12 protein-coding genes are annotated in these 15893 nt (G+C 37.9%); all 12 read right to left on the bottom strand.

All coding sequences use genetic code 11. The features are described 5' to 3' along the window. Positions 1-41 precede the first annotated feature (41 nt). The 12 genes from murD to ACTWQM_RS07365 all read right to left on the bottom strand — a co-directional run bounded on the left by murD (position 42) and on the right by ACTWQM_RS07365 (position 15771). A complete protein-coding gene (murD, locus tag ACTWQM_RS07420) occupies positions 42-1391 on the bottom strand; it encodes a UDP-N-acetylmuramoyl-L-alanine--D-glutamate ligase (protein ID WP_443257548.1) in 1350 nt (449 codons plus the stop codon). After that, positions 1388-2356, bottom strand: coding sequence for a phospho-N-acetylmuramoyl-pentapeptide-transferase (gene mraY, locus ACTWQM_RS07415; protein ID WP_443257797.1), 969 nt, complete (start codon positions 2354-2356; stop codon positions 1388-1390). Before mraY ends, murD begins: the two co-directional genes overlap by 4 nt. Positions 2357-2410: 54 nt before the next feature. After that, entirely contained in the window at positions 2411-3778 is a 1368-nt protein-coding gene (locus ACTWQM_RS07410) for a UDP-N-acetylmuramoyl-tripeptide--D-alanyl-D-alanine ligase (RefSeq protein WP_443257547.1), read from the bottom strand. Between the two features lie 2 nt (positions 3779-3780). Further along, positions 3781-5250 carry a UDP-N-acetylmuramoyl-L-alanyl-D-glutamate--2,6-diaminopimelate ligase gene (locus ACTWQM_RS07405; protein WP_443257546.1) on the bottom strand — a complete coding sequence of 490 codons (1470 nt, stop codon included), beginning with the start codon at positions 5248-5250 and terminating at the stop codon, positions 3781-3783. 139 nt (positions 5251-5389) lie between these two features. Then, positions 5390-7324 (bottom strand): stage V sporulation protein D, encoded by a 1935-nt coding sequence (locus tag ACTWQM_RS07400; RefSeq protein ID WP_443257545.1) that lies wholly within the window; start codon positions 7322-7324, stop codon positions 5390-5392. Positions 7325-7740: 416 nt separating this feature from the next. After that, on the bottom strand, positions 7741-9954 hold the full coding sequence (locus tag ACTWQM_RS07395; protein WP_443257544.1) for a penicillin-binding protein: 2214 nt from the start codon (positions 9952-9954) through the stop codon (positions 7741-7743). 16 nt (positions 9955-9970) lie between these two features. Next, positions 9971-10345, bottom strand: coding sequence for a cell division protein FtsL (gene ftsL / locus ACTWQM_RS07390; protein ID WP_443257543.1), 375 nt, complete (start codon positions 10343-10345; stop codon positions 9971-9973). Then, positions 10342-11322, bottom strand: a complete 981-nt coding sequence (gene rsmH, locus ACTWQM_RS07385; RefSeq protein ID WP_443257542.1) for a 16S rRNA (cytosine(1402)-N(4))-methyltransferase RsmH — start codon at positions 11320-11322, stop codon at positions 10342-10344. The genes ftsL and rsmH overlap by 4 nt, the downstream gene beginning before the upstream one ends. Before the next feature lie 61 nt (positions 11323-11383). Continuing rightward, positions 11384-11815, bottom strand: a complete 432-nt coding sequence (mraZ, locus tag ACTWQM_RS07380; RefSeq protein ID WP_443257796.1) for a division/cell wall cluster transcriptional repressor MraZ — start codon at positions 11813-11815, stop codon at positions 11384-11386. A gap of 265 nt (positions 11816-12080) precedes the next feature. Beyond that, the gene (bshC, locus tag ACTWQM_RS07375; protein WP_443257541.1) at positions 12081-13706 is read right to left on the bottom strand and encodes a bacillithiol biosynthesis cysteine-adding enzyme BshC; all 1626 of its coding nucleotides are present in this window, start codon (positions 13704-13706) and stop codon (positions 12081-12083) included. Positions 13707-14509: 803 nt separating this feature from the next. Then, positions 14510-14890: a DUF3397 domain-containing protein gene (locus ACTWQM_RS07370; protein ID WP_443257540.1), complete on the bottom strand. Its 381-nt coding sequence runs from the start codon at positions 14888-14890 to the stop codon at positions 14510-14512. Positions 14891-14892: 2 nt separating this feature from the next. Beyond that, a complete protein-coding gene (locus ACTWQM_RS07365) occupies positions 14893-15771 on the bottom strand; it encodes a 2-dehydropantoate 2-reductase (protein ID WP_443257539.1) in 879 nt (292 codons plus the stop codon). Between the last annotated feature and the right edge of the window lie 122 nt (positions 15772-15893).

Below are 15893 nucleotides of genomic sequence, written 5' to 3'. Positions count from 1 at the left end.
GCTTTTACTTTAATTAAATCTTATTGAATAGAAACAAGCCCCTACATTAATGTATGCACAGCTTGTATAAACATGTCTCCTCTTTCTTCAAAAGTACGATATTGGTCCCAGCTCGCACATGCAGGAGATAATAATATGACATCATCACGTTCAGATATACTGTAAGCTTGTTTAACAGCCTGTTCCATACCATCAGCTGTTATAATAATTTCTATTCCGGCATCGCTGGCAGTTTTTTTGAGTTTTTCTTTTGTTTCTCCAAACAGAATTACGCCTTTAACATTGTTCAAATATGGCAGTAAATCATCAAATTCATTGCCCCGATCAAGTCCGCCAGCTAACAGGATTGTCGGTTGCTTAAATGAGGAAAGTGCCTTCTGTGAAGCAAGTATATTTGTCGCTTTTGAATCATTATAAAATAACCTGCCATCTATATTTTCGACGAATTGCAGTCGATGCTTGACACTTGAAAAATTAGTTAGAATTTCTTTTATTCCTTCATTACTTGCACCACTTAACTTAGCAGCACTTATTGCGGCCAGAATGTTTTCCAGGTTGTGAGCACCAACCAAAGCAATGTTACTTCTATCAATAATTTTTTCATGCTTGAAATAGATACTTGTTTCATCAACCCATGCACCATCATCAAGCTGCTTTTTCAATGAGAATGGTACCTTTACTGACTTCGCCTGGACAACTGCTTCAATTACTACTGGATCATCAGCATTATAAATTAAGTAGTCATCATCAGACTGATTCACGAAAACATTGCATTTTGCTCTTTTATAATTTTCGAACGTTTTGTGATAATCAAGATGTGCCTCAAAGATATTCAATAATACAGCTATTTTCGGCTTGAATGTTTTTACTCCCATTAACTGAAACGATGATAGTTCCAATACCATTTTTTCGTCTTTTTCTAACGTTTTGGCTACCTCAGTTGCTACATAGCCAATATTTCCAGCTATTTTAGCTGACTGGTTACTCTTGTTCAGCATTTCTTTTGTTAATGTCGTTGTTGTCGTTTTCCCATTAGAACCGGTTATCCCGATAATTGAACTTTCCACCAGATTACCAGCAATTTCAATTTCGGTAATAATTGGGATGTCTCTTTTTTCTGCCTCAACTAATACCGGGTTATCATACGGTATCCCCGGGTTCTTAATAACAATTTCAATGCCATCCAAAACAGAAAGAGGATGGGAACCTGTAATCACTTCTGCCCCCATCGATTTCAGTTCATACACAGCATTACCGTTATCGCTTGCCTTTTTGTCATTTACACGGACACTTTTCCCACTTTGTAATAGAAGCTTGGCAGCAGCAGTTCCGCTTTTTGCCAAACCTAAAACAAGGACATGAGAATAAGGAAAATTATCTAATGTCTTCAAACTATCCACACCTCAATATATATGCCTAGAGCTGCAAAAATAAGTCCTACTAACCAGAATGTTGTTACAACACGCCATTCTGACCAGCCAAGTAATTCATAATGATGGTGCAGTGGACTCATTTTAAATACTCTTTTGCCTGTTGTCTTAAACGATATGACCTGAATGATCACCGAGAGCGTTTCGATTACGAATACCCCACCGATAATTACTAGAATTATTTCAAGTTTAGTTAAAATGGCGATGGCTGCAATGGACCCGCCTAACGCCAGTGACCCAGTATCACCCATAAATACTTTAGCTGGATGAGCATTAAATACTAAGAATCCTAATAAGGCTCCAACTACGGACAATGAAAAGATAGTCACTTCGGTTTGAGGGAACCCATACCATGCCAATACACCAAATGCACCGAACGCAATTGCCGCTGTTCCCGCCAGTAAACCATCCAGCCCATCAGTCAAATTAACAGCATTAGACGCACCTACAAGCATAAAGATAATGAGTAATGCATATCCCCAGCCAAGTTCCCATTGAATGGCTGTTCCTGGTATATGGATATATGTCGCAAAATCGTTATATTGTATAATAAAATAAAATACAAGTGCGATAATGAGTTGTCCAAGCATTTTTTGTTTGGACGTCAATCCCAGGTTTCGTTTCATTGCTACTTTAATAAAGTCATCCAAAAATCCTAAAAGCCCGTAGCCCACTAATACAAAAATAAGTAGCCACAATTCATACCCAATTGATCCTGAGCTGAATTTACTTACCATAATTATCGAAGTAATAGTCACACTAATGACGATCATTATGCCGCCCATAGTAGGTGTTCCTGTTTTTTTAATATGTGACTGCGGGCCTTCATCCCTAATACTCTGACCAAACTTCAGACGCCGCAGAAACGGAATAAAAAATGGTGATAGAAGGACGGTTATTAGGAATGCTATTGCTATTGTCATCATTAATATATATATATTCACTGCTTCTCCTCCTCTTGCAACGACCGTCCATGCTAGTTATGATGGATTTATTAATTTTTCAACGAACTTTTCAAACTGCATACCCCGTGAAGCTTTAAATAAAATAAGTGTATCCTTTGCTAAATAATCCTCCAGGGCATTCAATAATTCTGATTTCGATGTAAAATGGCTGCAATTTATATCTGAATTTGTTTTATCGACAGTGGATGAAATTTCTTTTGAATCTTCACCGAATGTAAATAAAGCACTTATTGAATCATCAATACTTTCTGCAATTGATTGGTGGAATAATCTTGATTCGTTACCAAGTTCAAAAATATCCCCCAGCACAAGTACTTTGTGTTTGAATCCTTCCATTTGTTTCACAACGTTTATTGATGCTTTCATGGAAGTAGGCGAAGCATTGTATGCATCGTTTATTACAGAGACATCATTTTTACCTTTAATTAGTTCAAATCGCATAGATGTGCGTTCCAATTCCGTTAATGCCCTAATAACATTGGACTTTGGTATTTGAAGACGATTAGCAACTGTAATAGCAAATGCCGCGTTCAGTGCATGATGATCCCCCAGTAAAGGGAGCGTGTACTCATATCCATCTGAGAGCCGAAATTGTGTGTTGTTCTGGGATAGTTTTACTTTCTCCACTACTACTTCATTATCGGCATTAAATCCACACGTTATTACATTATCCCGTTTATGCATTTCCCGTAATAAAAGTTCATCACCGTCGATAATAAGAAAACCGTTTTCTTTCATACCACTAATGATTTCAAGCTTGGCTCTGGCAATACCTTCTCTTGATCCCAAGTACTCAATATGTGACTCGCCAATATTTGTAATAATAGCAATATCCGGTTTGGCTATATTCGATAGTGTTTCTATTTCACCATATTGGTTCATACCCATTTCAACAATAAGTACTTCCGTCTCAGGAGACATTGACAGAACAGTTAATGGCAATCCAATATGATTGTTCAGATTACCTTTTGTTTGCTGTGTATTGAATGTCGTTTTTACGACTGAAGCCACAATATCTTTTGTTGTAGTCTTCCCGTTGGAACCGGTTATCCCAATTACAACAGGGTTGATTTTTTCCCGGTAGAATCCAGCTAGCTCCTGTAATGCTTCTAATGTATCTTCCACAAAAAACACAGGGAAATCATTCGGTAAAAAGCTAGGAAGCTGTTTTTCTTTTTGCCAAAGTGCCGCAACTGCACCTTGATCGAATGCCTGTTTTATATAGTCGTGACCGTCAAAGTTTTCGCCGATTATAGGAATAAATAATGATTTCTGCGTTTTTTTACGACTATCTGTTGCAACCTCACCAATTCCAATTGGGTCGGTTGCAACACCTTTGTATTCACCAAAAATGGATGTAAGCCATTCTGTCGTAAATAACATTATCATTTCTCCTTTACTTGAATTGCTTCTCTTGCAACTTCCCGATCATCAAAATCATATCTTACATTGTCAATTTCCTGATAGGTTTCATGGCCTTTTCCAGCGATTAAAATAATATCATCTGCTTGCGCTAGACTAACTGCATGAAAAATAGCGTCATACCTATCTTCTATTACCTTGTAATGACTTTCTGAAAGTCCCTCTGTCATATCATCCAAAATAGACTTAGGATCCTCTGTACGCGGATTATCTGAAGTGATGATTACCTGATCAGCATATTTCAACGCAATAGCTGCCATTAATGGACGTTTGGTCTTATCACGATCCCCACCACAGCCGACAACAACATATACTTTTTGTTTCGCAAAGCCCTTTATTGTTTGCAGCACATTTTCCAAAGAATCTGGAGTATGTGCATAATCTACAATTGCCGCAAAATCCTGACCACCATCTACTGGTTCAAAACGTCCACTGACACCTTTAATTTCAAAAAGCGCATCTTTAATCACCTGAAGTGGTACGTTTGCAGAAATTGCTGCTGCACTTGCTGCAAGCATGTTGTAAACATTAAACATACCAACCAGCTGACTATCAACTTGTATGGATCCTACTGGAGTATTTATTTTAAAGGACGTTTTGGTAACATCGAGATTTATATCAACTGCCATTACTTGTGCATCATTAACACAACCATATGTTATAACGTGCTGAGCTGTACTTCTTTTTAGCAAACCATTGTTTGGATCATCCTGATTAATTACTGCATATTTCTTCTGTTCATTACTATAGCTATTCCCTAATTGTGCAAACAAAAGACTTTTTGCATGCATGTAGTCATCCATGCTTTTATGATAATCTAAATGATCTTGTGACAGGTTGGTAAATACTGCAATGTCAAAGTCACAGCCATATACACGTCCCAAATCCAACGCATGTGACGACACTTCCATAATTGCTTTATCTACATGTTCATCAGTCATCTGTCTGAACGTTTTCTGTAAAAATAAAGCATCTGGTGTCGTATTTGTTACCGGAAAGGAATCCGATCCTATTTTCATCTGGATTGTTCCGATTACACCTGTCTTCATCTCGTATTGATTAAAAATAGATTCCAGTAGATAAGTAACTGTTGTTTTTCCATTTGTACCTGTAACACCTACTAACGGCAACTTTTTAGTAGGAAAATCATAAAATTTTTCAGCCACCGCTGCTACAGCTCTGGACGAATCTGCAACGCGTATCGTCGGAACAGCTGCATCTACACTTTTCTCGGCTAAAATAGCAATAGCACCATTATCAATCGCCTGATTTACATAATCATGTCCGTCAACCGTAAAACCATTAATACATACAAATAGACTACCTTCAGTAACTTTACGGGAATCCACTTCAATATTACTGATTTCCACATTTTCAGTGGCTAAAGTTGTTTCATAAAATGGTAAAACGGAGAGAATTTCTGATAATTTCATTTTAAATACATCCTCGTTTTTGTAATGTCTCACATATGTATTCTAGATAAGCTCAATTTTTAAGAGGGTACAATGACCCTCTTATTAAAAAATTTCACATTTATTATTTCCTGTTCATTATAGCAAATATTTATCGTATTCACGATGAATTTTTGTCGGATAGGTAAATTCTTATTTTTTCACCTTGTTCAACTTTCGTTCCCGGGCTTGGTGCCTGATCGATAATATAGTCTCCAGATCCACTGGTCTCAATAGATAAATTTGTCATGTACTGATTTAACTTTCCTTTTTTCATTCCTACCAAATCTGGCACTTCCACTTTTGGCTGATCTGGCCACAAGTACTCTTTATCGAGTCCATCATCTCTTGGTTCTACTCCCATTGCACGTAAACTGTCTCCGATAATGGTACCTACAATCGGGGCAGTAACCACTCCCCCAAACTGAACAGTGTCTTTTGGATTATCTACTGCAACATATACAACAATTTCAGGATCATCAGCAGGGGCAAAACCAATAAATGAAAGAATATAATTATTCTTTAAGTAACTTCCACCAGGACCAACTTTTTGGGCAGTACCGGTTTTACCGCCAACACGATACCCATCAACATAAGCTGGACGTCCCGTTCCTTTAGCTACAACACTTTCCAATGCCTGGCGAATCTCTTTAGATGTTGATCCTGAAATAATCTTTTCTTTCAGGTTGGGCTCAATCTTTTCAACTACTTTATCAGTTTGAGGGGCTATCCATTCTTTTGCAATATGAGGTTCATATAATTTACCTCCATTTACAGCAGCCGCAACTGCCATTACTTGCTGAATGGGAGTTACCGAAACACCTTGTCCAAATGAAGTAGTTGCAAGTTCAACAGGACCTACATTTTCGGGTTTAAATAATATCCCATTTCCTTCCCCCTCCAAATCAATCCCTGTTTTCTTTCCAAAGCCGAAATCCCTAATATAATTAAACAATTTTTCTTCCCCTAAATTCATCCCCAGGTTAACAAAGCCCGGGTTGCATGAATTTTGAACAACTTCCAGGTATGTTTGCTTACCGTGGCCTCCACTTTTCCAGCAATGCAGCTCCGTACCACTTACAGAGATGTCACCATCATCGTTAAAATGATCTTTTTCCAGATCCACAGTCCCCTCTTCAAGTGCTGCAGCAAGTGTTATTATCTTAAATGTTGAACCAGGCTCATATGTGCTCCAAATTGGTAAATTACGATTGTAAATGTCCGGATCTGCTTTCTGGTAATTCTCCGGATTGAAATTAGGACGTGAAGACATTCCAAGAACTCCGCCAGTTTTCGGATTAACTGCAATTGCTAAAGCACCATCCGGATTATATTTTGCAACTGCCAAATCAAGTTCACGTTCAATGATTGTTTGCACTTTGGAGTTAATTGTTGTTTTTAAGTTCAACCCATCTTCAGGTGCCTTATATTCATCGGCAATCTGTTCCAGTTTCTTTCCCTTCGCATCCGAATAGAAAGATAAACTGCCTTCTTCACCATCAAGTTTATCATTATAGTACATTTCTAGCCCCATTAATCCTTGGTTATCGATACCAGCAAATCCTAATACGTGTGATAAGTAATTTCCATACGGATAATGACGTTTTGAATCCTTAGCAAGGTAGACGCCATCCAGGTTGAGCGTACGGAATTTCTTCTCCTGTTCTTCTGAAATCTTTCTCCCATCAGGATGTACACGTGTATATACGGCCTTCCTGGTCACATAGTCATACGCTTTTTTCTCTGAGATATTTAATATGTCTGCTATCTTGCTCGCAGTTTGTTGCGGATTTTTCACCTGTTGAGGAACAACAATAACTGAGGGGGCTGAGACATTCTCAGCCAGCACGTCACCATTCCTGTCCAGTATATTGCCTCGTTCAGGCTCAAAGGTAATATCCCTGCTCCAGGACTCACTCGCAAGTTCCATCAATTCGTCACCAATAACAAATTGGACATACCCTAGACGAACATCAATTATTGCAAAAAATAACAGTCCAAAAAGAAAAACAGTAACTATTCTTTTTCTTACAGTCACGGCAGATACACGTTTCATTCTCCATCCCCTTTTCATAGGTAGGCTTGTATCCAATATATGAATGAAAAAAAATGAATAGAACACTGTTTATGGGACAAAAGCGCAAGCGCCTGTTCAGCACCCTATGGACTGTGCTTTACTCAGCCTGCGGGTAGGTCGACGTTGCCACAGGATGTGGTGGTTTAGGTCGAACATCCTTTATTTCTTATCATAGACACGGGGAGGGAAGTCCACTAGGTGCTAGGCGCTGGCCGATGAAAACGCTACGTTCTGTGGCGTCATCGGCACTAGTACGTCCTGTACATCGGAGCTGGACGTGGCTGATTCGGAAGTCCAGTTATCCACAGCACTTAAATTTTATAGCTTCCTACCAAGCAGAGAAGCTTAGATTCTGTGTAGCGAAGTCTAACTTGAATTGGTACTGGAAGATCTAGCTACTGCGGTTCACTTGTTTCATCAGTCTGTTCACCTGTTTGCCCTTCGTCCGTTTCGTTATTCTTATTTTCAGTATCAGGTGGCTGTAATTCGACTGCTAAATAATCATTCTTTTTAAGAGTGGAACCTTTTTTAATACTTTGACTTTCGACATATCCATTGCCAAGTATTTCTATATCCAATTGAAGTAAGTCTGCTAACTGCAATACATCCCTTGTCGACCAACCTATTATACTTGGCATTGTTGGCTTATCAGTGACAAGTATTAGCCGATCATTCGGAAGCAATTCGTCACCTTCTGCTGCACTCGCTTTTGTTATCGTATTGCCAGATCCAATTACAGTTACATTTAAACCCTTTGCCTCCAAGGATTTCTTAACTGTTGTTTTACTTTTACCTTTTACCGTTGGTATTTTAACAGCTTCAACTGGTTTGGAACTGTCTTTGTCAGGATTAATATTCATGTAATGTAAACTGTTTTGCATGACATTCTTAAATATAAATGAAACAGGTGTTGAACCAGGAGTATTACCCTCTAATTCTGGCTTTTCAACCGATACATACATCATTAGCTTCGGATCATCTTTTGGTGCCATACCTAAAAATGAGAAAATATAGTTACCATGTCCGGTTAAATAACCTCCTTCCTCCGCTTCATACACCTGAGCTGTCCCTGTTTTACCTGCGACTGAGTAATCCTCTAGCTTGTAAGGGCCCCCTGTGCCATGATCTAAAGAAACTACAGATTCCATTAAATTCAGCACTTGCTCTGATGTTTCTTTTGAAATTGGGTTACCAACTACCTCGGGCGATTTTTTCTTGATTGTTTGTCCTGTAGTTGAATCTACTATTTTTGAAATTACATATGGTTTTAGCATCTTGCCATCATTGGCAATGGCTGTTGCGGCTTTCATTTGTTGAATTGGAGTTACAGTACTTGCCTGACCAAATCCCGTAGCCATTTTGTCGCGCGGGTAGTTATAAACAAGGTTACCTGCATTCTCACCGGGCAAATCAATTCCAGTCTTCTGATCAAAATCAAATGAATTTAGATAGTCCAAATACTTTTCTGTCCCGATTTTTTCCCAGACTAACTTTGCTGCAGCAACGTTTGATGATCGTGCAAATCCTTCATCATATGTTATTGAACCCCAGTTGCTACTCCAATCATGAACAGGAGTTATATTTTCACTAATTCGATAGCTTCCTGTCTTTAACCACTCATCACCGTTATACACACCTGCATTAATAGCGGAAGCCCATGTAAAGATTTTCATGGTCGATCCTGGTTCAAACGGTGCAGAAACCACATCATTAAACCAATTCTCTACTTTTGGATTATTTGGATTATAACTTGGGCGGTTACCCATAGCCAATACCTCGCCTGTTTTAGGGTTCATGACAACAGCAGTTATTCGCTCTGGTTTGTATTCTTTATCAACTTGGGTCATAACGTCTTCAAGTAATGTCTGAACTTTTTGATCAATCGTTAAATATACATCTTCACCATCTTCAGGTTTCTTAATAACCTCATTAGGGTCTAGTAGCTTCTTGTTATAATTATCACGTTCGTAGGAGATATGTCCCTTTTCTCCACTCAGTAATTTATTCATTTCATTTTCGATCCCGGTTACTCCGCTGATGTTCCCATTCTCACCTTTACGAGCGAACCCTATAATATTCGACGCAAACATACCATTTGGATAAAATCGTACAGCTTCTTTTTCAAATGTAATACCTGCCAGATCGAGCTTCTCTATTTTCTCTTTGGTTTGCTGAGATAATTCCTTGCCAGCATTTCCGAACTCAACTTGAAATTGGTCTTTTTTTATCCCTTTTTCAAGACGTTCCAATAAATACCCTTGTTCAGCATTTAATAAAGGAGCCAGCATTTCCGCAGTTTTCTCCGGGTTTTTAACATGCAGTGGCTCCTCTGAATTCTGAGTATACGATTCTTCAACAATTGCCTGAACACGGAATGTAGGGCGATCATAAGCTAGCGTCATTCCATTTTTGTCAAAAATTTTACCCCGCTCTGCATCAAGCGTGTAGGATGCAGTCCGTTTCTCTTTTGCCCATTTATCTAGAGATACGTTATTAATTTCAGCGGTAGCCTGAATGTATAGAAACCTGCCTGCTATGAGTAAAAATATGCCAACAAAAATAAGAATCAGAATGCTAGACATGAAATGGGTCGTTTTATTTTTTTTCATAACATATCCACCTTGCTTAGTTGTTAAAAGCCGTAGCTTGTTTCACATCTGCATCTTGAATTTTCAAGCCATTTTCTTTGGCGATCCTTGTGATACGTTCAGGTCTGCTTAATTTTTTTTTCTCGTATACTAATCCTTCATTTTCTACTTGCTGTTTCTGTACAGTCTGCTCTAAAGATTGTAGTTCTCTGTTTAAAGTGTCCGTTGAAGAAGAAAAAGAAACAATATAAACACAAGCTATAATCAAACAAAATCCAATTACCGAATACAAGACTTTTTCGCCTTTTGTTATCCAGCCTTTTTTATGTACTTTCACAGAAATTTGTTTATCCTTTTGTGGTGCATGTGATGTGTAAGTTTGTTCCCAGCTGCGCGCATGGCTTGCACTCATGATTTTTTCCACCCTTCTTCAAATGTGAAATCTTCATTCCATTCATTTATTTTCTCAGCAACCCGCAACTTAGCAGATTTTGACCTGCGATTTACATCCAACTCTCCAGTGCTTGGTAAAATTGGTTTTTTATTAATCAGCTTAAATGGTGCCTGGTGACCCTCAGGTATTATTGGCAGATTCCTCGGCACTTCCTTCGCTGTACTCCATTTCTTAAATGCTTGTTTGCAAAGTCTGTCTTCCAGTGAGTGAAATGTAATAACAGCAACTCTTCCGTTAACCTTAACGACTCTTGCAGCCTGGTGTAATGCATCATTAAACGCCTCTAACTCATCATTCACTGCTATTCGCAATGCTTGAAAAATACGCTTCGCCGGATGCCCACCCTTTCTTCGTGCAGGTGCAGGTATACCGTCTTTTATTATTTCTACCAGCTGATGCGTTGTTTCAATTGGTTGTTCTTTTCTGAACGCTTCTATTTTCCTCGCTATTTGTTTGGAAAATTTTTCTTCACCATATTTAAAAAATATCTTTACAAGTTCATTGTAAGGCCATGAATTGACAATTACATGTGCGTCAAGATCCTGCTCCTGGTCCATCCGCATATCAAGTTTTGCATCGTGCTGATAACTGAAACCTCTGTCACCACGATCTAATTGCGGGGATGAAACACCAAGATCAAAAAGGATTCCATCAATAGTATCAATATGATGATTGGATAATTCTTCTTCTAGTTTTCTGAAGTTGGCATGAATAAATGTTATCCGATCTTGGTACTGGTGCAATCTTGATTTAGCTGCTTCAAGTGCATCCAAATCCTGGTCAAAGGCGACCAATAATCCATTTTCCCCTAGACGTGCAGCAATCTGTTCTGAATGACCACCACCACCAACTGTGCAGTCTATATATGTACCATCAGGCTTAATAGCTATACCATCCAAAGTTTCTTCTTTTAGTACACTGTAATGATCAAACATTGTCACACCTACTTCTAAAAAGCTTGTATTAACGCCAATTTATAATTTAAAAGTTGCTAAGTTAAATATCAAAATCCATAAGGTTTTCGGCAATTTCGCCAAATGATTCTTCGGAGTCATTAAAATAATCTTCCCAGTTCTCATTTGACCAGAATTCAATTCGATTAGATACACCAATTACAACGCACTCTTTATCTAACACAGCGTAATTTCGTAGTGGCTGGGGAATATTTATTCTTCCCTGTTTATCCACTTCACATTCAACTGCTCCAGAGAAAAAGAACCTCGTAAAAGCTCGTGCATCTTTTTTAGTTAGGGGGAGCTTCTTCAACTTATCTTCGAGTAATTTCCATTCGTCCATTGGATAGGCAAACAGACATTTATCGAGCCCACGAGTGACAACAAAATTGTCGCCAAGCCCTTCACGGAACTTAGCAGGGACAATTATTCGACCTTTTGTATCAATGTTGTGTTGAAATTCACCCATGAACATAAAGCTATCCCCACTTTCATATTTCATATGTTACCACATTCCACCACTATTCACCACTCAATTTTAAATTTTTTTATTTATATTATTAAAATGGTTCTTTTGATTTAGATGAAACCCTTAAACTTTACGAGTCACTCATAAAAAAGGACATAGAAAAAAAGTTGATATACCAGCATACATCAACTTTTTTCCAGTAAATTATTGAATAAAGATATAACTATCCCCCACATTTAATAAAATGTGGGGGATAGTGGTAGAATATAAATTATATATGGACTAGGTGGTGGTCTTCTTCAAATGAACAGGATTCCTTGGCTAACTGTTTTATAAAATATGGACCATATTCATTAATTAACGGTAATGGATTCCACGTTCGTTCCTGAAGTCCCTGATTTGGGCGCATAGCTATTTGAATCAAATCATATTCAGCCAGTTCTTTTTTGTATTTCTCCTCTAACGCTTTAGTAATCCGACCTTCAAGGTACTCAATATCGCATTGTAAATAATAGAGATTTTTATCAGCCAACTCTCCAAGATCTGCACGTGTATCCCTTGCAATTTCCCGAAGAGGGCTGTGTGCCTTATCAACAGCCTGCTTGATTTCATCGGCAACCTGTTGTACTGGCGGATTACTTTGTGATGCCAGCCAGTTTGCCTTTATCTCTTCTACTCCATGATTAACAGCATCCTGTTCATCTATTGCGTATTTTCTTAGCGATTTTTCCACATTACGATCGATGAATGTAAACGATAACCTTGGCAGTACTGGTGGCATATTGATCCCCACTGCCTTAAACGCAGGCTTTAGTATTGACCAATAACCTACTTCACCAGGTCCACCAATAAATGCTAATGTCGGAAACAATAATTCCTGCATGACTGGTCTTGTAACGACGTTATTGCTTAACAACTCCGGATTGTTTCTAGCAATATTTTTCAATTCCTGGTTAGTCAGCAATATTTCGTTTTGCTTCCCTTCCCAATCCCCATTATCTTTTCGTACAAGCAGAATTCGCTCATTATCTTTATGATAAAAAAGATGTGCATCAGTGGGTTCCACATCCAAAGACACAGAATAGCTTTTTTGTTTAATTTGCTGTAATGCTTCATATACGCCTGTACTGATTTCAGTTTGATTTTCAATTAGTGTTAGGAAGTGATCCCGTTCCAGTCTGCGCATTTTTGGACTGCCCGAGTCAGCCAGCACAATACCTTCATCATCAAATAATTTGTAAATGACACGAGCAAAGAAATCCACATATGTACTGGAGTTCTCTAAACACCCTCTAATTATTTGATGGAGATTCTTCGTGTATTGTGTTTCATCTATTTGTTCAAATAATCGATTCACCCATTGGTTTGCATACGTTTCATCAATAGGTATGTCGGAAACGGATTTTTTCTCCGCTACCCGCTGCAGCAATTTGTATTTTTTCATGGATGATGATTCCGGTAAGTAAATATGATTGATTTCATCAAAATCATGATCTTCACCTGCAATCCAAAAAACAGGGATCACAGGTTTTTCAAGCTTTAATTCCTGTTGTTTAGCAAATTGGATAATTGAAATTATTTTATTAATTGTGTACATGGGACCCGTCAATAACCCAGCTTGCTGGCCACCAATAACCACAACACTATCGTCCTTTTTCAAACGTTCAATGTTTACGTATGTAGATTCAGGAGCATCCCATTGCTGGTTAATTTCGAATAGTGTGTCTGTAAGCAGCTCACGATCAAAATTTCTGTTTTGTAACGCTTGTAATCTACTTTTATAGGCAGCGTCCGAATAAGGGTTATACTCAAAATGTTGCGTGATGCTTCCCTTGTTATTTCGATAATCATCTATTAGTGCATTTTGGTTTTGTAGTTTAATTGGATCGATCTGCATAGATTACATGCTCCTTTTAACGTAATAAATATATCCAATACGTATTGTACATAAAACTGATGTTAATTTCATTTAATCTGTCTTAACTCAGTCATAAAATTACTCAACTTTCCATCTATAGAATAAGTTAAACAGCTATATTGATAATCTCATCACGTTTTTAATATTGCCTTGACAACATTGATCAAAGTTTTTGTACACATAAGATATAAACTATGATACAGACTATGGTAAGCGATTTTGTAGTATTTAGTGTGGCTCCCTGACCACGCAACTGGAATATATTACTCGCGCACCTAGGGCTCACCACGAGCCTCCAACGCATAGGACGTGCTAGTGCAGACGTTGTCACAGGACTTGGCGTACTTAGTCTGCCTCGATCGCAAAAAAACGCTCACTGTGGGGTCTCTTAGGATCGCTGTCCCACAGGAGCCATCTGCTGGTTTAGATGGCCAAAATCTTGTTTATACCATCACAACATGCATTTTTTTGAATAAGTGAGCAAACCCAGCGGAGGAAATGCACGGAGACTCCTGTGGAAGCTGAGGTCTAGATGAGACTGCGCAGCGACGTAGGAGCAAGGAGGCTCATCAGCCGCCCTAGGTGCGCGAAGTGTATTTCCGGAGGGCATAACAGCATTCAAACTTTTTAAAAAGTACTTCGTAGTATTCCAGTAGAACGTTAAATTTGACTTTATATCAAATACGTTTTGTTGATCCAAAGTCAACTCAAATAGTGTATCTTCAGCCTTTCTTATTCCTTCAAGGTATAGGCAATCATTTAACGCTGCGAAAGTTGAATAATTAGTAAAAGATACGCAGATATATACCAATTAAAACCAAACAGATATAAAGCATCAGAAACAATAGAAAACAAATTCGCCAAAACATTTTAAATGCTTTAGTGAAAATAACTTCCGTATAAATTTTCCAATGAGCAACTACGATAATGGTATATATGCTAATTAATATAACCAGAATTGTACCAAAAAATGAAATCCCAAAAATTTCATTTACTAATGCTACAACAGCAATTATGTATAGTATTGTTGTCCAATTCACAGCATTATGTACTGCTTTCCATTTATGCCTGTATATTTTCATAGAGATTAAATAAACAATCCATGTTGCTATAATAGGTACTGTCACAATAAGTCCGATGAAGTAAATAATAATGTCCGGCATGCTTATTCCTTAATCCCTTTCTGCTCTTCCAAAGCCTTTATACTAGTATAAAGAAATGTTGTATACGGAATGGAATGGCTGCTCATTTTTATTAAGTAGCCACATATTGCTTCAATTTCAGTTTTTCTGTTCTCTTGTAAATCGTTTAGCATTGATGAAATATTATTTCCTGTTTTTCCGGCGACTTCCTGCACCCGCTCCAACTGCTGTTCATAGTCTAATTCTAAGACTATCGCAGCTTCACGACATAACTCACAAGCTATACTATGAATAGATACGTTCTTAAATAATTCACCATTTCTTATATGGAATAACGCCGTTAATGGATTTATCACAGCATTAATAATCAATTTCTCCTGAAGTAAACTTTTCCAGTCAGAGAAACCTTTAAAAGAGAACTGTTGCTGATTCAAATGATAAGTGACAGAGTCAAGTTCATCCCGACTTCCCGAGAACACCGCTAGCTTAATAACACCTTTTCCAGTATGTTCAACGGTATGGTCATTTTTTCGCAAAGCTCCGTGCTCAACTACTCCTACTAATACTGACTGGTTCATCTCTTGTAATAATGGAATATGCCCCATGCCATTTTGTAAAAAAATAACAGTGGCTTCTTTATTTGCTTGTTCGATAATTGGCATAACTTGTGAAACATGATGTTGCTTTACACAGACGATTAAATAATCTTCTCTCCGCATCTCACTGATTAAAAATGACTTAACTGATATTGATTCATTTGATTCTGGCGAGAAAATTCCATGTTGACTCAAAGATCTCTTTTGTTGTTCTCTTTTAACATAAATAGTTACGTTATGTTCTTTTGCTAAATAACTTCCAAGTAACAGTCCTGTTGATCCCCCGCCTATTATTCCGATATCCATATAACATTCGCCCTTCTATAATTTTCCTTTAACTAATTGTAGCAGAATAAATACAATATGTATTTAAAGTATAAATTTCTAATAGTTTACAGTATAATAAAACTAAGATAAATTATAGCTGT

Origin of the sequence: Virgibacillus sp. L01, from assembly GCF_052246775.1 — a bacterium.
Taxonomy (GTDB): Bacteria; Bacillota; Bacilli; order Bacillales; family Amphibacillaceae; genus Lentibacillus.
The sequence above is the reverse complement of the archived record's forward strand: the minus strand, read 5'-3'. Positions and strand labels throughout refer to the sequence as shown.